Source organism: Photorhabdus namnaonensis (assembly GCF_001684335.1).
Taxonomy (GTDB): Bacteria; Pseudomonadota; Gammaproteobacteria; order Enterobacterales; family Enterobacteriaceae; genus Photorhabdus; species Photorhabdus namnaonensis.
On sequence record NZ_LOIC01000036.1, the window covers coordinates 33,015 to 52,390 of the forward strand.

The window sequence follows — 19,376 nt, forward strand, 5'->3', positions numbered from 1 at the left end:
TTTACCTGGAGCACATTAAAACGGGTATCCAGACCGTATAGCAAGGGCGATAGGGTTAATTTACATTTACCATTAACTGGCAATGTTATAATCGTGATGGATATATTTTTTAAAAGAAATTTATTTCTCTACTCCATTTTATATACAATTCATATACAAAAATTTCATATAATTTACAATGGGTTATTATTTATTCAGGTGTTCTCTTTTATCAAGTTTAATAAATGCAATGTTTAATTCTTTTGTATCTTGCTAATGCCTTATATAATCACTGCAAGAGTCCTCTATAAAATAAAAAAATGAGTCTGTGTTACCGGTAAAAAATGAAAATTTATTGGTCTTATTTTGCAGAGAGTCATCATTTGGCATCAATAAAGAAAGCTATGGAAATGGTTATCAAGGATTTCTCTCTGACAGGTGAGGTTTTCCTCAGTGAGGGAAAAACGGGTAGGCTAGGTTTATCGGACAGACTAGATTTATCGGAATAGAAGAAATAGGTTTTCTTCTACACCGACAGAACGTATGGTATGAATAATCTCCGTTATCAGTAATCTCTTTCTGTGAACGGAGATTATTTTTGCTGGTGATATTTGCCAATAAATCGAGCGAATTTTTGAATCGCCATCTCCAGTTCGTCGAGCCTTGGTAACGTCACGATGCGGAAATGGTCAGGTTCCGGCCAGTTAAATGCGGTTCCTTGCACTAACAAAACCTTCTCTTGTAATAAAAGGTCAAGCACCATCTTTTGGTCATCATGAACATTAAAGCGCTTCGTATCAATTTTGGGAAACATATATAAAGCGCCTTTAGGTTTTACGCAGGAAACGCCGGGGATTTGATTAATTAATTCCCATGCCCGGTTACGCTGCTCATACAAACGACCACCAGGTAAAATGAATTCACTGATACTTTGGTAACCACCCAAAGCAGTTTGAATAGCATGCTGCATTGGCACATTGGCGCATAAACGCATTGATGCCAGCATCTCTAAACCTTCAATATAGCTCTTAGCGTGTTTCTTCGGGCCGTTTAATACCATCCAGCCTTGACGAAAACCTGCTACCCGATATGTTTTGGATAGCCCGTTAAATGTTACCGTTAACAGATCAGGAGCGAGTGCGGCAATTGAATGATGCTCTGCATCGTCATATAAGATTTTGTCGTAAATCTCATCAGCAAAAATAATCAAATTGTGTTGACGGGCTATTTCAACAACTTCCAGCAGCAATTCTTTACTATATACAGCACCCGTTGGATTATTAGGGTTAATAATCACGATCCCACGTGTACGAGGTGTAATTTTGTTGCGGATATCGTTTAAGTCAGGAAACCAATCTGACCCTTCATCACACATATAATGTACGGCTTTGCCGCTGGAAAGTGAAACCGCCGCGGTCCAGAGAGGATAATCAGGCGCGGGAACCAGCATTTCATCACCGGTATTCAGTAATGCTTGCATTGCCTGAACGATTAATTCAGAAACGCCATTGCCGATATAAATATCTTCAACGGTTACATCCATCATATTCCGGGCTTGATAATGTTGCATGATAGCTTTGCGTGCGGAATACAGACCTTTCGAATCTGAATAACCCTGCGCGGTTGGTAAGTTACGGATAACATCTACCAAGATTTCATCTGGCGCTTCAAAACCAAAGGGGGCTGGATTACCAATATTTAATTTGAGGACTTTATTACCTTCTTCTTCAAGGCGTTTCGCTTCCTTGAGTACGGGGCCGCGGATGTCGTAACAAACATTATCCAATTTGCTGGATTTTTTAACTGCTAGCATAGAGAGTCTTACCTTATCTTGGCAAAAAAAGGGGCGCCTGGCACATAGCGTGTAACATTTAATGTACTCTTCCCGCTGAATGTTTTGAAGATGCCTTGATATATTTGGTTAAAATGGTTGTTTTAGTAGGGAAGTTGTTATTTGAGTATCTTTTTATGCAAATTATGTCAGTGTTAAATTCTGAATTTATTAACAAGATTAAATTTATAATCTTAATTGTGGGTGTTTTCTAGTGTGGAAATGGAGTGTTTTTAACGTGATAACGGCTTGATTGCGCCATTTTGGGCAGAAAGTGATCATGGTTCAATTTGCCAATAAAAGTTGTTGTGTTTGTATAATTTATTCTTATGTATAAGATTTGCCTTGAATTGGCAATTCAGAACTATATATTTTAGAAAGATCGAACAATATTTTTGATCATTTCTGGAAACTAGTTGTAAATTTATCTGAATAGGATTATTAAACATTAGTGATATTGTAGATTTTTACTTTATATTTAGTTTTTCTGATATAACTTATGTTATTCTTTGACGTGAGTCAGAAAACAAAATAACCAAACTAGAAATCACATATAGGGTGTTGTAAATAGGGATTGTCCCCAATTTATTTAGGAATCCGAGTAACTTTTGCTAACGAAGAGGAGAAAATAAAACCCGCAATGGGTTCAATAGGTAAAAAAACAGCAGTAAATCTTTGCCCTATTTAATAGAGTAGAGTACTGTCTAAGCGATGTTAATTTAATTTGATAGTGCTTACGTAAAAACACCAGGTTAGTTAGTAATTAAAATCAAAAAAAAGTGATGAATAAACAATGATAAATGCAAATCGTCCGATAATGAATCTCGATCTCGATCTGCTAAGAACTTTTGTTGCTGTTGCTGATTTAAATACTTTTGCAGCAGCAGCAGCAGCAGTATGCAGAACGCAATCGGCTGTAAGTCAGCAAATGCAACGTTTGGAGCAGTTGGTGGGCAGAGAGCTGTTTGCCCGCCACGGCCGTAATAAGCTTCTTACAGAGCATGGTCTTCAACTTCTTGGTTATGCAAGACAAATTCTGCGCGCTAACGATGATGCCAGCGCATCATTAACCTATAGCGACGCGGAAGGCGAACTAAGAATCGGTGCATCCGACGATACGGTGGATACACTGCTCCCTTTTTTGCTAAATCGCATCGCTTCTGTTTATCCGCGGATGGCAATAGATGTCCGTATAAAGCGTACTCAATTTATTGAAAGTATGCTGGATAGCCATGAGATCGATTTGGCGCTCACAACCGCGAAGATCAGTCATCATCCAAGGACTGTTCTGCGCTCAACACCGGTATTATGGCATTGCGCCCCTGATTTCCAGCTACAACCAAATGAGCCTGTGCCACTGGTTGTGATGGATGAAACCAATCCATTCCGTCAGTTGGCGTTGGATACGTTGGATGAGGTGGGAGTATCGTGGCGGATTGCTTATGAAGCCGCTTCTCTGTCGGCAGTTCGCACGGCAGTGAATGCAGAAGTCGGTATTACTGCCCGTCCTCTGGAAATGCAAAATGCCGATCTGCGTATTTTAGGGGAGAGTGAAGGGCTTCCTCGTTTGCCTGAAACTCAATTCTCTCTTTATAGACATAGCAATGAACAAAATGAATCTGTTCTGACGGTTTTTAGTGCTATAGAGAATAAGAAAACGCCATACACGATATCAGGTGTTCCAGAAGAACTTCCTGATGATGACGATATTATTGATGAGTAATATCTGAAACACTTGTCTTTGCTAATACCTCCATTATGGACGGAAGGAGGTATTAGCTCCCTGGATATATTTATAAGAAATCATCAACTGAATTCATCTTATTTTGTTGTTATCGTAATCATTAAATATACGGTGGCATTTTTCTTAACACCCCCCTGATTTGGTTAACAAATTGTTATATTGTTAACAAAGTAATAATTCGCTGAATTGATGAAATAAGAATTTCTGTAGTGAACGGGAACTTTTCTTGTCGCTAATGGATAAAAAATATAATTTCTTCAGATTTGAATGAATTATCATCAGCAGTAAAATTTTTTTCTGTCAAATTGTGTACTTGATCAAAGAAATACTCCCTATGTAGCAGTGGAAAGGCAGGTTTTTCCTGAGATAATGATGTAGTAAAAGCGAGTTATCGGTTAGACTAGTTTCCGCCGCTATTCGCATGCCAGTTTACTGACACGTTTTAGCAGCGCGGCGGCACGATCCGTTAAGACTAAGTTTGTTGTTTGTAAATAAATGTTAGATTAATTTTGTCATAACAGACAAAATATTGTTGAGAGGAGTAAAAACCAAGAAGATTCACTCCATCAATCATTGATTAACAGTGTTTCAGATTTGGTTGTTACCCCTTCCCTTGAATCGATGTGGTGCAACACTGCCAGACAAAAGAGCAGACACTTTTGACACCACTTTTGATGAGTAAGCAATGAGTATGTCAACATCCACTGAACTCTTTGCCCATCACTGGGCATTCGCGGTATTTCTTTTAGGTGCTTTCGGTCTGTGTGCTTTGATGCTGTTAGGGGCGTTTTTCTTGGGCGGAAGAGCGAAAGCCCGGGCAAAACATGTCCCTTATGAATCCGGTATTGATTCTGTCGGTAGTGCTCGTCTCCGTATGTCGGCCAAGTTCTATCTGGTCGCTATGTTCTTTGTCATCTTCGATGTTGAAGCGCTGTTTTTATATGCATGGTCAGTTTCTATCAAAGAGAGTGGCTGGTTAGGCTTTATCGAAGCAAGCATTTTCATTTTGGTGTTACTCGCAGGCTTGTTTTATCTGGTGCGTATTGGGGCGCTGAATTGGACGCCATCTCGTTCAAGCCGCCAGGTAAGTAAACCAAGTGTTGTGATTAACATTAACAATAGTCATCCGCAGTAATAGCGAGGCATTTAAAGATGGATTATACGCTCACCCGCATAGATCCGAACGGTGAGAATGACCGTTATCCCCTGCAAAAACAGGAAATTGTCGCAGACCCACTGGAGCAGCATGTTCACCGTAGTGTTTACATGGGCAAACTGGAACACGCTCTGCATGATATGGTGAACTGGGGGCGTAAAAACTCCCTGTGGCCCTACAACTTTGGTCTTTCCTGCTGTTATGTGGAAATGGCCACATCATTTACCGCTGTTCATGATGTCGCCCGTTTTGGCGCTGAAGTTTTACGTGCGTCACCTCGTCAGGCGGATTTTATGGTGGTCGCTGGCACTTGTTTTACCAAAATGGCGCCGGTTATTCAGCGCTTGTATGACCAGATGCTTGAGCCGAAGTGGGTTATCTCTATGGGAGCCTGCGCCAACTCTGGCGGTATGTACGATATTTACTCTGTAGTTCAAGGCGTCGATAAGTTTATCCCCGTTGATGTTTATATTCCTGGTTGTCCTCCTCGTCCTGAAGCTTATATGCAAGCTTTGTTGCTGTTACAGGAGTCGATCGGCAAAGAGCGTCGTCCGCTGTCTTGGGTGGTGGGAGATCAAGGGGTTTACCGTGCCAATATGCAGTCAGAAAGAGAACGTAAGCACGGGGAACGTATCGCAGTGAAAAATCTGCGTACGCCAGACGAAGTTTAGAATCTGTCTTTTAGACAGTAGGCGTGACTCAAAGTAGCCTAATGAATGTAACCAGAGCAATGTGTTGCGATACTAATCCTGATCAAAACGAACACTGATCAAAGCGTTGTGGTGAAAAATGATGATAGATCAGATAGCGCAAGAAAGCGCCCGGCCTGCGTGGCAAACTCACGACCATCTTGATGATCCGGTTGTGAGTGAGCTGCGTAACCACTTTGGCCCGGATGCCTTTACTGTTCAGCCAACCCGTACTGGTATGCCAGTTGTTTGGGTGAAGCGTGAACAATTACTGGAAGTAATGACTTTCCTGAAGAAGCTGCCCAAACCGTATGTCATGCTATTCGATTTACATGGCATGGATGAGCGTCAGCGTACTCACCGCCAGGGTCTGCCAGAGGCAGATTTTTCTGTGTTTTATCACCTGCTTTCTATTGAGCGTAACCGCGATGTGATGTTGAAGGTCGCCCTCAGTGAAAAAGACCTGAATCTCCCGACTGCAACCCCTCTGTTCCCAAATGCCAACTGGTATGAGCGTGAAACATGGGAAATGTTCGGCATTGTCTTTAACGGCCATCCAAACCTGCGCCGTATTATGTTGCCGCCGACTTGGGAAGGGCATCCGCTGCGTAAGGATTATCCCGCTCGGGCGACGGAATTTGATCCTTTCGAACTGACCAGACAGAAAGAAGATCTGGAAATGGAAGCGCTGACCTTCAAACCAGAAGAGTGGGGAATGAAACGAGGTACCGAGAATGAGGACTTTATGTTCCTTAACCTTGGTCCTAACCATCCCTCTTCTCATGGTGCGTTCCGTATCATTTTGCAACTGGATGGTGAAGAGATTGTCGATTGTGTCCCGGATATTGGTTATCACCATCGTGGCGCGGAGAAGATGGGAGAGCGCCAATCTTGGCACAGTTATATTCCCTATACAGACCGTATTGAATACTTAGGCGGTTGTGTTAATGAAATGCCTTATGTGCTGGCGGTGGAGAAACTGGCGGGAATTGAAGTACCTGACCGGGTAAAAACCATTCGCGTTATGTTGTCGGAATTGTTCCGTATTAACAGCCATCTACTCTACATTTCAACTTTCATTCAGGACGTTGGCGGGATGACGCCGGTGTTCTTCGCCTTTACTGACCGCCAGAAAGTGTATGATCTGGTGGAGGCGATTACCGGTTTCCGTATGCACCCGGCGTGGTTCCGCATTGGCGGTGTCGCTCATGACTTGCCGCGTGGTTGGGATAGATTATTGCGCGATTTCCTGAACTGGATGCCTAAACGCCTTGATTCCTACGTGAAAGCAGCGCTGAAAAACAGCATTTTGAAAGGCCGTTCTATTGGGGTTGCCGCGTATAATTCCAAACAAGCCCTTGAATGGGGCACCACTGGCGCTGGGTTGCGGGCAACGGGCATTGCGTTTGATGTGCGTAAATGGCGCCCATACTCCGGCTATGAAAATTTCGATTTCGACGTGCCGATTGGTAATAACGGCGACTGTTATGATCGCGTGATGTTGAAAGTGGAAGAAGTGCGTCAGAGCTTGCGAATCTTGAAGCAGTGTCTGGACAATATGCCTGAAGGTCCATTCAAAGCAGATCACCCACTGACGACGCCACCACCCAAAGAGCGTACTTTGCAGCATATTGAAACCATGATTAACCACTTTTTGCAAGTGTCATGGGGACCGGTAATGCCGGCAAATGAATCTTTCCAAATGATTGAGGCCACCAAAGGCATCAACAGCTATTACCTCACCAGCGACGGCAGTACTGTGAGTTACCGTACCCGCGTCCGTACACCGAGTTATCCGCATTTGCAGCAGATCCCATCGGTAATCCGCGGTGGCTTAGTGTCTGACCTGATCGTGTATCTGGGCAGTATCGATTTTGTTATGTCTGATGTGGATCGCTAACTATGCAAAGTGAAATTAACGCGAGTGCTCAACAAGCGCGACTTGATGTGGTTAACGTAACAGAGTCTCAGGCAAAAGCAGATTTTGTGCTGAGTATCGAAGAGCACGATGCCATTGAGCACGAAAAACACCACTACGAAGATCCGCGCGCCGCTTCGATAGAAGCATTGAAAATTGTACAGAAGCATCGTGGTTGGGTACCGGATGGCGCCATTTACGCGATCGCTGATGTGCTTGGTATTCCCGCTAGTGATGTGGAAGGTGTGGCGACATTTTACAGCCAGATTTATCGTCAACCGGTGGGCCGCCATATTATTCGTTATTGTGACAGCGTGGTTTGTCATATTACCGGTTATCAGGATGTCCAGGCTGCGATTGAAAAACATCTGAATATCTGTCCGGGGCAGACGACGAAAGATGGGCGTTTTACGCTGTTGCCAACCTGTTGTCTGGGTAACTGCGACAAAGGCCCGACCATGATGATCGATGACGATACGCACAGTTCTGTCAGACCTGAAGAGATTGAAAAGTTACTGGAGCAGTATCCATGACAGCATATTCAGGAATAAAAGAAATTATTCTTACTGAGGAAAACCATCCTCTTACCTGGCGTTTACGGGGTGATAAACAACCGGTATGGTTGGATGAGTACCGTAGTAAAAGTGGTTATCGTGGCGCTGAAAAAGCACTGAAAGGCATGTCCCCGGATGAAGTGGTTTCTCTGGTAAAAGACGCCGGGCTGAAAGGCCGTGGCGGTGCAGGCTTCTCTACGGGTTTGAAGTGGAGCCTGATGCCAAAAGATGAAAGCATGAATATCCGTTATCTGCTATGTAACGCAGATGAAATGGAGCCGGGTACTTACAAAGATCGCTTGCTGATGGAGCAACTTCCTCACTTGTTGGTGGAAGGGATGTTGATCAGTGCGTTTGCCTTGAAAGCTTATCGTGGCTATATCTTCCTGCGTGGTGAATATGTGGAAGCGGCTGTGCATCTGCGTAAAGCCATTGAGGAAGCGAAGGCAGCGGGTTTACTGGGTAAAAATATTATGGGCAGCGGCTTTGATTTTGAGTTGTTTGTTCATACCGGGGCAGGGCGTTATATTTGTGGTGAAGAAACCGCGTTGATTAACTCACTGGAAGGCCGTCGAGCAAATCCTCGCTCAAAACCGCCATTTCCAGCCACTTCCGGCGCATGGGGTAAGCCTACTTGCGTCAACAACGTTGAAACCTTGTGCAACGTTCCTTCAATTCTCGAATACGGTAAAGAGTGGTATATCGGCCTGAGTGCGGGCAAGAGTAAAGATGCCGGTACCAAACTGATGGGCTTCTCTGGTCGGGTGAAAAATCCGGGCTTGTGGGAGCTGCCATTTGGTACGACTGCCCGTGAAATTCTTGAAGATTATGCCGGCGGTATGCGTGACGGCTTGAAATTCAAAGCCTGGCAGCCCGGTGGGGCGGGGACTGACTTCCTGACCGCTGAACATCTGGATCTGCCAATGGATTTCGAAAATATCGCTAAAGCGGGCAGCCGTTTAGGCACTGCCTTGGCAATGGCGGTTGACCATGAAATCAACATGGTTTCTTTAACCCGTAATCTTGAAGAGTTCTTTTCCCGTGAATCTTGCGGTTGGTGTACTCCATGCCGTGACGGGTTGCCGTGGAGCGTGAAAATCCTGCGTGCAATAGAGCGTGGGGAAGGGCAACCCGGGGATATTGAAACGTTGGAACAGCTCTGTCGCTTCCTTGGGCCAGGTAATACATTCTGTGCTCATGCACCAGGGGCCGTGGAACCACTACAGAGTGCCATCAAATATTTTCGTGATGAATTCGAAGCTGGAATTATAACCAAAGACTATGGGAACACTCATCTCATTGCGGGTATCCAGTCAAACCTGTTGAAACAGCGTTGGTAATGGGTTCTTCACGAAATTAGCAGAATTTTTGATTAACACTTGCTGAAAAGCAGGTCATTTGGAAGCATGCTGACTATGGCTACGATACATGTAGACGGCAAAAAATATGATGTAGACGGGGCTGATAACCTGTTACAAGCTTGCCTCTCTTTGGGGTTGGATATTCCTTATTTTTGCTGGCATCCAGCGCTTGGAAGCGTTGGCGCTTGCCGCCAGTGTGCGGTGAAGCAATATCAAAACGCGGATGATACGCGCGGTCGTCTGATAATGTCCTGTATGACTCCGGCAACGGATGGCGCTTTTATCTCGATTGATGATGAAGAGGCTAAAAAGTTCCGTGAGAGTGTGGTTGAGTGGTTGATGACTAACCATCCGCACGATTGCCCGGTGTGTGAAGAAGGGGGCAACTGCCACTTACAGGATATGACCGTGATGACCGGTCATACATTCCGCAAATACCGTTTCACTAAGCGTACTCACAACAATCAGGAATTGGGGCCGTTTATTTCTCATGAAATGAACCGCTGTATTGCCTGTTATCGTTGTGTGCGTTACTACAAAGATTATGCCGACGGCACTGATTTTGGTGTCTATGGCGCTCACGATAACATCTATTTTGGTCGTCCTGAAAGCGGCACGTTGGAAAGTGAGTTCTCCGGTAACTTGGTAGAAATCTGTCCAACAGGGGTATTTACTGATAAAACCCACTCTGAACGTTATAACCGTAAATGGGATATGCAGTTTGCGCCAAGTATCTGCCAACAGTGCAGCATTGGTTGCAATACCAGCCCGGGAGAGCGCTATGGTGAATTACGCCGTATCGAGAACCGTTATAACGGGACAGTAAACCACTATTTTATGTGTGACCGTGGTCGTTTCGGTTACGGTTATGTCAACAGTAAGGATCGCCCTCGTCAGCCACAGCAATTGCGTGGTGATCATTGGATCTCGCTTAACGCTGAACAGGCTATGCAGGGTGGGGCGGATATTTTACGTCAGGCCAAAAATGCCATCGGTATCGGTTCCCCACGCGCCAGCTTGGAAAGTAACTTTGCACTGCGTGAACTGGTGGGTGCGGAAAACTTCTATAGTGGGATTGCCGCGGCTGAACAACAACGCCTTGATATGATGTTGGAAATTCTTCAACAGGGCGGCGTTTATACACCATCGCTGCGTGAAATTGAAAGCTATGATGCGGTACTGATTTTAGGTGAAGATCTAACGCAAACCGGCGCCCGGATGGCACTGGCTGTTCGTCAGGCTGTGAAAGGTAAAGCCCGCGAAATGGCGGCCGCTCAGAAAGTTGCTGATTGGCAAATTGCCGCTGTGATGAATATTGGTCAGCGTGCGAAATATCCCCTGTTTGTGACCAACGTGGATGATACTCGTCTGGATGATATCGCCGCGTGGAATTATCGCGCACCGGTTGATGATCAGGCGCGTTTTGGTTTTGCCATCGCCCATGCATTGGATAACACTGCGCCGGCAGTCGAGAATTTGCCTGACGAACTGAAAGCTAAAGTGGAAATGGTTGCGCAAGCATTGATTGGCGCGAAGAAACCACTGATTATCAGCGGCAGTAACGTCGGTAGTGATGCGATTATTCAAGCAGCGGCCAATGTTGCCTGGGCACTGAAAGACCGAGGTTCAGATGTCGGTTTGTCGTTTGTTGCAATCTATGCGAATAGTATTGGATTGGGAATGATGGAGGCTCAACCACTGGATGTTGCGCTGCAACGGATAAGCAGTGGTGAATCTGATACGGCTATCGTAATGGAAAATGATCTCTATCGGCATGCCGCAGCAGATAAGGTAGATGATGCACTGAGCAAGCTGAAAAACCTGGTTGTGGTTGATCATCAACGCACTGCCATCATGGATAAAGCCCATTTGATTCTTCCAGCTTCCAGCTTTGCAGAAAGTGACGGTACGCTGGTAAATCAGGAAGGCCGGGCGCAGCGTTATTTCCAAGTTTTCGAACCCTCTTTCTACGACAAATCGGTGGTGATGCTGGAGAGTTGGCGTTGGTTGCACTCCTTGCACACAACTTATACTGAACGCCATTTAGACTGGACGCAGCTCGACCATGTTATTGATGCCTGTGTTGAAACAATGCCACAGCTTAAAGGCATTGTTGACGCCGCGCCTGATTCTACATTCCGCATCCGTGGTCAGAAACTGGCGCGTTCACCGCACCGTTACAGTGGTCGTACTGCAATGTTGGCGAATCTCAGCGTACATGAGCAACGTCAACCGCAGGATGTCGATTCGCCATTTGCTTTCTCAATGGAAGGTAACAATAGCCCTAATGCCTATCGTCAGCAGGTGCCATTTGCATGGGCGCCGGGCTGGAACTCACCACAGGCTTGGAACAAATTCCAAGCGGAAGTAGGTGGTCATCTGCGCTTTGGTGATCCCGGTGTGCGTCTGATTGAAACCACTGACGGCGGTTTGAACTATTTTGATCAGATCCCGACAGCCTTTACTGCGCAAAATAACCAGTGGACAGTGGCTCCTTACCACCATTTGTTTGGTAGTGAAGAGTTAACTCAGCGTTCTGATGTGATTCAGGAACGTATGCCGGAGCCTTATGTGATGCTCAATAGCAAAGATGCGGATCAATTGGGTGTGAAAACGGGTTCTGTTCTGGAGTTTGATTGTTTTGGTCAGCAACTGCGTCTGGCAGTTCGTCTGAGTGAAAATCTTGCTCAAGGGCAGATTGGTTTGCCAATGGGAATGCCGGGTATTCCTCCGGTATTGGCGGGTGTTTCCGTGAATAATTTACGGGAGGTTGCATAATGAGTTGGTTAACCCCCGAAATTATTGATGTGCTGATCGCTGTTCTGAAAGCAGTGGTGATCCTGGTAGTGGTTGTTGTCTGTGGGGCGTTGATGAGCTTTGGTGAACGTCGTTTGCTAGGGTTGTTTCAAAACCGTTATGGACCAAACCGAGTAGGTTGGGGGGGATCGCTACAGATCGTCGCTGACATGATCAAAATGTTCTTTAAAGAGGACTGGGTACCCCGGTTTGCCGACAGAATGATCTTTACCTTGGCGCCGGTGATTGGTTTCGTTTCTCTGTTGTTGGCATTCGCCATTGTGCCGATTACGCCGACTTGGATGGCCGCCGACCTGAACATCGGTATTTTGTTCTTTATGATGATGGCGGGTCTGGCTGTCTATGCGGTGCTGTTTGCTGGATGGTCAAGTAACAATAAATACTCGTTACTGGGGGCGATGCGTGCTTCTGCGCAGACACTGAGTTACGAAGTGTTTATCGGCCTCTCCTTTATGGGCGTTGTTGCTCAGGCTGATTCCTTCAATATGGTGGATATCGTCAATGCACAGGAGCATATGTGGAATGTCATTCCTCAGTTCTTTGGCTTCCTGACTTTTGCTATCGCCGGTGTGGCGGTGTGTCACCGTCATCCATTTGACCAGCCGGAAGCGGAACAGGAGCTGGCTGATGGTTATCATATTGAATATTCCGGTATGAAATTCGGTCTGTTCTTCGTTGGTGAATATATCGGTATTGTCACGGTTTCTGCCCTGATTGTGACAATGTTCTTTGGTGGCTGGCATGGTCCGTTCTTGCCGCCGTTTGTCTGGTTTGCGTTGAAAACGGCATTCTTCATGGTGATGTTCATCTTGATACGTGCCTCTTTACCACGTCCGCGTTATGACCAGGTGATGGCGTTTGGTTGGAAAGTCTGTCTGCCGCTGACCTTACTTAACCTGCTGGCGACTGCGGCAGTGATTTTGTACAACGCTCAATAAGGGGGGAATGAACCATGACATTGAAAGAGTTAGTGGTTGGTTTTGCCACCCAGGTACGCAGTATTTGGATGATTGGCTTGCATGCCTTTCATAAGCGCGAAACCCAAATGTATCCAGAGGAACCGGTTTATCTGCCGCCCCGTTACCGTGGCCGTATTGTGTTGACGCGCGATCCGGACGGTGAAGAGCGTTGTGTCGCCTGTAACCTGTGTGCTGCCGTTTGTCCGGTGGGATGTATCTCACTGCAAAAAGCTGAACATAAAGATGGTCGTTGGTATCCAGAATTTTTCCGCGTTAACTTCTCACGTTGTATTTTCTGTGGCTTATGTGAAGAAGCTTGCCCGACGACTGCGATCCAATTAACGCCGGATTTCGAAATGGGGGAATTTAAGCGCCAGGATTTGGTGTATGAAAAAGAGGATCTGACGATTTCAGGTCCGGGTAAATATCCTGATTATAACTTTTACCGTAAGACAGGTATGGCGATTGACGGCAAATCGAAAGGTGAAGCCGACAATGAAGCGAAACCTATCGACGTTAAAAGCCTGTTGCCGTAAGGAGCGATATTCATGGAATTTACGTTTTATACTGCCGGGCTGATTGCCATATTGGCAACTATCAGGGTGATTACCCATACCAATCCGATACACGCGCTTTTGTATCTGATTGTGTCTCTGCTGGCGCTTTCAGCGGTGTTTTTTTCGCTGGGCGCTTATTTTGCCGGTGCGCTAGAGATCATCGTCTACGCCGGGGCCATCATGGTGCTGTTTGTTTTCGTGGTGATGATGCTTAACCTTGGCAAATCTGTTGTTGAACAAGAGCGTGTCTGGTTGAAACCGAGGACCTGGATTGGTCCGGGGATACTGTCAGCCGTGCTGCTTGTTGTGCTGGTGTATACCATTATCAATGTTTCTCATGGCGATATTGCTGACAATATCACCGGTGAAGTTATCAGTGCTAAAGAAGTGGGTATCAGTTTGTTTGGCCCGTATGTATTGGCCGTTGAACTGGCTTCTTTGCTATTACTTGCCGGTATGGTGGTGGCGTACCACATAGGCCGTGAGCACAAACAGGGTGAAGTGCTCAGCAACCGAAATGCGGAGGAACAACCATGATACCTCTTCAACATGGACTGATTTTGGCGGCCATTCTATTTGTGTTGGGCCTGACCGGGCTCATCATTCGCCGTAATCTGTTGTTTATGTTAATTGGACTCGAAGTGATGATTAATGCTGCGGCTTTGGCTTTTGTTGTGGTAGGCAGCTATTGGGGCCAGCCAGATGGTCAGGTGATGTTTATTTTGGCTATCAGCTTGGCGGCGGCAGAGGCGAGTATTGGCCTGGCGCTGTTATTGCAGCTCTATCGTCGTCGCCAGAATCTGAATATTGATATAGTCAGTGAGATGCGCGGATGAACTTACTCTATTTAACAATTCTGCTGCCACTGCTGGGATTTTTGCTGTTGGCATTTTCCCGTGGCCGCTGGTCTGAAAATATATCAGCCACCATCGGGATTAGTTCTGTTGGTTTGGCTGCGTTGGTTACCTTATGGGTTGCTATCGATTTCAACAGTCAGAATGGTGCGGGTGATCTGGTTTACAGTCAGAACCTGTGGAACTGGATGGAAGTTGGGAATTTCAGTATCCCGTTCACTCTGGTGCTTGATGGTTTATCGCTTACCATGTTGAGTGTGGTAACCGGTGTTGGTTTCCTGATCCATATGTATGCCTCGTGGTATATGCGTGGTGAAGAGGGTTATTCCCGTTTCTTCGCTTATACCAACCTGTTTATCGCCAGCATGGTGATATTGGTTCTGGCAGATAACATGATGCTGATGTATCTCGGTTGGGAAGGGGTAGGTCTGTGCAGTTATTTGCTGATTGGCTTCTACTATACCAATCCGGCGAATGGCGCCGCGGCAATGAAAGCCTTTGTCGTTACCCGTGTGGGTGATGTCTTCCTGGCTATCGGCATGTTCATTCTGTATGACAATCTGGGAACCTTGAACTTCCGCGAGTTGGCGATTTTAGCGCCGCAACATCTGGAAGCCGGTTCTTCGGTGATTACTTGGGCGACCCTGATGATATTGGGGGGAGCGGTAGGTAAATCAGCCCAGTTGCCGTTACAAACTTGGTTGGCCGATGCGATGGCAGGTCCAACGCCGGTTTCTGCGCTGATTCACGCCGCGACGATGGTAACCGCCGGGGTGTATTTGGTCGCGCGTAGCCACGGCTTATTCCTGATGGCGCCGGAAATCCTGCAACTGGTTGGCACTATCGGTGCTGTCACGCTGGTGTTGGCAGGTTTTGCTGCGTTAGTGCAAACCGATATTAAGCGTGTATTGGCTTATTCAACCATGAGCCAGATTGGCTACATGTTCTTGGCGTTGGGTGTTCAGGCGTGGGATGCGGCAATCTTCCACCTGATGACTCATGCTTTCTTTAAGGCGCTGTTGTTCTTGGCATCGGGTTCCGTCATTCTGGCCTGTCACCACGAGCAGAATATTTTCAAAATGGGAGGGTTGCGTAAATCCATTCCGTTGGTTTATGTCTGCTTCTTGGTGGGTGGCGCGGCGTTGTCAGCGTTGCCAATCGTCACTGCCGGTTTCTACAGTAAAGATGAAATTCTGTGGGGAGCAATGTCACATGGCCATATCAACCTAATGTTGGCGGGTTTGGCGGGGGCATTTATGACTTCCTTGTATACTTTCCGCATGATTTTCATTGTTTTCCACGGTGAGGCGAAAACAAAAGCCCATCCTGTTAAAGGTATTACCCATCACCTGCCGTTACTGGTATTGCTGGTGCTTTCCACCTTTGTGGGCGCACTGATTGCGCCGCCATTGGCGGGTGTGTTGCCGGGAAGCCATGCAACGGATCACACAGGTAAAATGACCCTGGAAGTGGTTTCTGGCGTGATCGCTGTGGCGGGTATTTTGCTGGCAATGGCACTGTATCTGGGTAAACGTCAGTTGGTGAATGGTGTGGCACAAAGTGCTCCGGGGCGTTTCTTCTCCGTGTGGTGGTTTAATGCTTGGGGCTTTGATGTTCTCTATGACTGGGTATTTGTTAAGCCGTTCAAGAACATTACACATGTATTGCGAAACGATCCGCTGAATTCACTGATGAATATTCCTGCGGTGTTATCACGCTGGAGTAACAAAGGTCTTAGCCTGAGTGAAAATGGACAGGTCCGTTGGTACGTTGCCTCTATGGGGTTGGGTGCAGTGCTGGTTTTAGCTCTGCTGCTACTGGTTTAATTTAAGGGATACATTGCGCCATGCTATTACCTTGGCTAATTCTTATGCCCTTCATCGGTGGCCTGTTGAGTTGGCAGGCTGAACGCTTCGGTACCCGTGTACCGCGCTGGATCGCGTTAATCTCGATGGGGTTGACTCTGGTACTCTCTCTGCAACTGTGGTTGCAGGGGGGCTACACCTTGGCTAATCCACAAGGGATACCTCAATGGCAAGAGGAATTTCTTATGCCGTGGATCCCACGTTTTGGCATCAGTATTCACCTTGCTCTGGATGGCTTATCGCTGCTGATGGTGGTGTTGACCGCGCTACTGGGGCTGATGGCTATTCTCTGTTCATGGACGGAAAATCAGCCATATCAGGGCTTTTTCCACTTGAACTTGCTGTGGATCTTGGGTGGTGTGATGGGGGTGTTCCTCGCGATCGACATGTTCCTGTTCTTCTTCTTCTGGGAAATGATGTTGGTGCCGATGTACTTCCTGATTGCACTATGGGGACACAGAGGCTCAGGCGGTAAGACTCGTATCACCGCGGCGACCAAGTTTTTCATTTACACTCAGGCAAGTGGCTTGGTGATGTTAATTGCGATTATGGCGCTGGTACTGGTTCACTATAACGGAACAGGCGAGTGGACATTCAGCTATCAAGAACTGCTGAATACACCAATGTCACATACCGTTCAATACTTACTGATGCTCGGTTTCTTCATTGCGTTTGCGGTAAAAATGCCGGTTGTGCCTTTACATGGGTGGTTGCCTGATGCGCACAGTCAGGCGCCAACAGCGGGTTCTGTTGACTTAGCCGGCATCTTGCTGAAAACCGCGGGTTATGGTCTGTTGCGTTTTGCTTTGCCGTTGTTCCCGGAAGCTTCTCATGAGTTCACGCCGATTGCGATGTGGTTCGGCGTGCTTGGGATCTTCTATGGCGCATGGATGGCGTTCAGCCAGACAGATATCAAACGCTTGATTGCTTATACCAGTATCTCTCATATGGGATTTGTGCTAATCGCGATCTATTCTGGCAGCCAGCTTGCTTACCAAGGGGCGATTATTCAGATGATTGCTCATGGTTTGTCAGCCGCAGGGATGTTTATTCTCTGTGGGCAACTTTATGAACGCTTACATACCCGTGATATGAATCTCATGGGCGGTTTGTGGAAACGTGTGCAGTTCTTGCCTGCGTTATCGCTCTCTTTTGCTGTCGCGACACTGGGAATGCCGGGGACCGGTAACTTCATCGGTGAATTTATGATCCTGTTTGGTAGTTTTAGTGAATTTCCGTTAATTATAACGATTTCTGTATTTGGTCTGGTCTTCGCCTCTGTTTATGCCCTGTACATGATGCAGCGTGCTTACTACGGTGAGGCAAAATCAGACGAACCACTAAGACGGATGGATATGCGAGAAGTATCCATTGTAATGGTGCTGTTGATATTACTGGTGGTGATGGGTTTCTACCCACAACCTATCCTTGATACTTCAGCGGCAGCGATGGATAACATCCAGACCTGGTATTCAGCTTCAATTTCAACTACAAGGCCGTAATTCGCCATGACAATAACTCCTCAACAACTGATCGCGCTGTTACCGCTGTTGATCGTCGGATTGACGGTAGTGGTTGTGATGCTGTCCATTGCGTGGCGACGCGATCACTTTATTAACACTACTCTGACCGTGGTAGGTTTGAATCTGGCTTTGCTGTCTCTCTATTTTGTCGGACAGCAAGAAGCGATGGATGTCACCCCACTGGTTCATGTGGATCGCTATGCTATGCTCTATATCGGTCTCGTGCTGGTTGCGAGCCTGGCAACGACGACTTTCGCCTATTCTTGGTTAGAAAATTATCCAGATAACAAAGAAGAGTTCTATTTGCTGGTGCTAATTGCGACAGTAGGCGGGATTCTTCTGGCTTGTGCAAACCACCTGGCATCATTGTTTATCGGTATTGAGTTATTAACTTTGCCGCTGTTTGGTTTGATTGGTTATGCATATCGCCAGAAACGCTCTCTGGAAGCAGCTATCAAGTATATGCTGCTGTCCGCGGCAGCCTCTTCTTTCATGCTGTTTGGTATAGCGTTGCTATATGCGGAATCAGGAGATCTCTCTTTTGCCGCACTGGGGCATCGTTTGTCTGACAGCTATATCTATCAACCTTTGATACTGTCAGGCTTGGGCATGCTGGTTGTTGGCCTTGGCTTCAAATTATCACTGGTACCTTTCCATCTCTGGACACCGGATGTTTATCAGGGAGCGCCGGCTCCGGTCTCTACCTTCCTGGCGACAGCCAGCAAGATAGCGATTTTCGCGGTAGTAGTGCGCTTGTTTGTTGAAGCGCCAATGGCGGATAGCGAAGCATTGCGCACGGTGTTAACCGTTATCGCGATTGCTTCTATGTTGTTCGGTAACTTGATGGCGTTGACCCAGACAAATATCAAACGTCTGCTTGGTTACTCTTCTATTGCTCACCTTGGTTATTTGTTGGTGGCGCTGGTGGCGGTACAGAATCACCAGCTTTCAGAAGAGACGGTCGGTATCTATCTGGCAGGTTATCTGTTTAGCAGTATCGGCGCATTTGGCGTTGTTAGCCTCATGTCTAGCCCATATAAAGGGCCGGATGCGGATTCCCTCTACTCATATCGTGGCTTGTTTTGGCATAAACCTATTCTGTCCGCGGTGATGACGGTGATGATGTTGTCGCTGGCGGGGATACCAATGACATTTGGTTTTATTGGTAAATTCTATGTCATTGTGTTGGGTGTGAAAGCGGAACTGTGGTGGCTGACGGGGGCTGTGGTGGTAGGTAGTGCTATCGGTTTGTATTACTACCTGCGGGTGATGGTCAGTTTGTACCTGCCTGCGCCAAAGGCCCTTAACCGCGATACACCAAGGAACTGGGCATCAACTGCCGGCGGGATCGTTGTTCTGGTTTCCGCATTATTGGTATTAGCGTTAGGTATCTGGCCTCAACCGCTGATTGATGTGATACAGCAAGCGAAAATTATTCTCTAAATAGCCAGTCGGTTGTTACGGACTATTTGGAATATAAAAACCCGGTAAGATTATTCTTGCCGGGTCAGTTTTGAAAAGACTTGGGTTATAAAAATAAAATATTTTATTTATTAAAATAGTCTCGTC

At 46.5% G+C, this 19,376-nt stretch carries 15 protein-coding genes; 14 read left to right on the top strand and 1 reads right to left on the bottom strand.

Translation table 11 applies throughout. The annotated features are described in order from the left end of the window. Positions 1 to 571: 571 nt before the first annotated feature. Complete coding sequence (locus tag Phpb_RS07385) at positions 572 to 1,792, bottom strand: pyridoxal phosphate-dependent aminotransferase (protein ID WP_036781379.1); 1,221 nt, start codon at positions 1,790 to 1,792, stop codon at positions 572 to 574. 811 nt (positions 1,793 to 2,603) lie between these two features. Here Phpb_RS07385 and hexA point away from each other — a divergent pair. The 14 genes from hexA (at position 2,604) to nuoN (ending at position 19,250) form a co-directional block, all read left to right on the top strand. Further along, positions 2,604 to 3,533, top strand: coding sequence for a transcriptional regulator HexA (gene hexA / locus Phpb_RS07390; RefSeq protein WP_036781377.1), 930 nt, complete (start codon positions 2,604 to 2,606; stop codon positions 3,531 to 3,533). A gap of 706 nt (positions 3,534 to 4,239) precedes the next feature. Continuing rightward, on the top strand, positions 4,240 to 4,689 hold the full coding sequence (locus Phpb_RS07395; protein ID WP_011147306.1) for an NADH-quinone oxidoreductase subunit A: 450 nt from the start codon (positions 4,240 to 4,242) through the stop codon (positions 4,687 to 4,689). A gap of 17 nt (positions 4,690 to 4,706) precedes the next feature. Continuing rightward, positions 4,707 to 5,381, top strand: a complete 675-nt coding sequence (locus Phpb_RS07400; RefSeq protein WP_011147305.1) for a NuoB/complex I 20 kDa subunit family protein — start codon at positions 4,707 to 4,709, stop codon at positions 5,379 to 5,381. Between the two features lie 118 nt (positions 5,382 to 5,499). Beyond that, complete coding sequence (nuoC, locus tag Phpb_RS07405) at positions 5,500 to 7,299, top strand: NADH-quinone oxidoreductase subunit C/D (protein ID WP_109396574.1); 1,800 nt, start codon at positions 5,500 to 5,502, stop codon at positions 7,297 to 7,299. Between the two features lie 2 nt (positions 7,300 to 7,301). Continuing rightward, on the top strand, positions 7,302 to 7,850 hold the full coding sequence (nuoE, locus tag Phpb_RS07410; protein ID WP_036781371.1) for an NADH-quinone oxidoreductase subunit NuoE: 549 nt from the start codon (positions 7,302 to 7,304) through the stop codon (positions 7,848 to 7,850). After that, positions 7,847 to 9,211 (top strand): NADH-quinone oxidoreductase subunit NuoF, encoded by a 1,365-nt coding sequence (gene nuoF / locus Phpb_RS07415; protein WP_065389802.1) that lies wholly within the window; start codon positions 7,847 to 7,849, stop codon positions 9,209 to 9,211. The genes nuoE and nuoF overlap by 4 nt, the downstream gene beginning before the upstream one ends. A gap of 75 nt (positions 9,212 to 9,286) precedes the next feature. After that, the gene (nuoG, locus tag Phpb_RS07420) at positions 9,287 to 12,010 is read left to right on the top strand and encodes an NADH-quinone oxidoreductase subunit NuoG (RefSeq protein WP_109396578.1); all 2,724 of its coding nucleotides are present in this window, start codon (positions 9,287 to 9,289) and stop codon (positions 12,008 to 12,010) included. Beyond that, positions 12,010 to 12,987 carry an NADH-quinone oxidoreductase subunit NuoH gene (gene nuoH / locus Phpb_RS07425; protein ID WP_040152056.1) on the top strand — a complete coding sequence of 326 codons (978 nt, stop codon included), beginning with the start codon at positions 12,010 to 12,012 and terminating at the stop codon, positions 12,985 to 12,987. Before nuoG ends, nuoH begins: the two co-directional genes overlap by 1 nt. Before the next feature lie 14 nt (positions 12,988 to 13,001). After that, a complete protein-coding gene (gene nuoI / locus Phpb_RS07430; RefSeq protein WP_036781362.1) occupies positions 13,002 to 13,544 on the top strand; it encodes an NADH-quinone oxidoreductase subunit NuoI in 543 nt (180 codons plus the stop codon). Between the two features lie 12 nt (positions 13,545 to 13,556). Then, the gene (nuoJ, locus tag Phpb_RS07435; RefSeq protein ID WP_036781359.1) at positions 13,557 to 14,102 is read left to right on the top strand and encodes an NADH-quinone oxidoreductase subunit J; all 546 of its coding nucleotides are present in this window, start codon (positions 13,557 to 13,559) and stop codon (positions 14,100 to 14,102) included. Beyond that, positions 14,099 to 14,401, top strand: coding sequence for an NADH-quinone oxidoreductase subunit NuoK (gene nuoK, locus Phpb_RS07440; RefSeq protein ID WP_015833671.1), 303 nt, complete (start codon positions 14,099 to 14,101; stop codon positions 14,399 to 14,401). Before nuoJ ends, nuoK begins: the two co-directional genes overlap by 4 nt. After that, positions 14,398 to 16,245, top strand: coding sequence for an NADH-quinone oxidoreductase subunit L (gene nuoL, locus Phpb_RS07445; protein WP_065389804.1), 1,848 nt, complete (start codon positions 14,398 to 14,400; stop codon positions 16,243 to 16,245). Before nuoK ends, nuoL begins: the two co-directional genes overlap by 4 nt. Before the next feature lie 20 nt (positions 16,246 to 16,265). After that, positions 16,266 to 17,786: an NADH-quinone oxidoreductase subunit M gene (nuoM, locus tag Phpb_RS07450; protein ID WP_065389805.1), complete on the top strand. Its 1,521-nt coding sequence runs from the start codon at positions 16,266 to 16,268 to the stop codon at positions 17,784 to 17,786. A gap of 6 nt (positions 17,787 to 17,792) precedes the next feature. Further along, positions 17,793 to 19,250 (top strand): NADH-quinone oxidoreductase subunit NuoN, encoded by a 1,458-nt coding sequence (nuoN, locus tag Phpb_RS07455; RefSeq protein WP_036811909.1) that lies wholly within the window; start codon positions 17,793 to 17,795, stop codon positions 19,248 to 19,250. Positions 19,251 to 19,376: the final 126 nt, after the last annotated feature.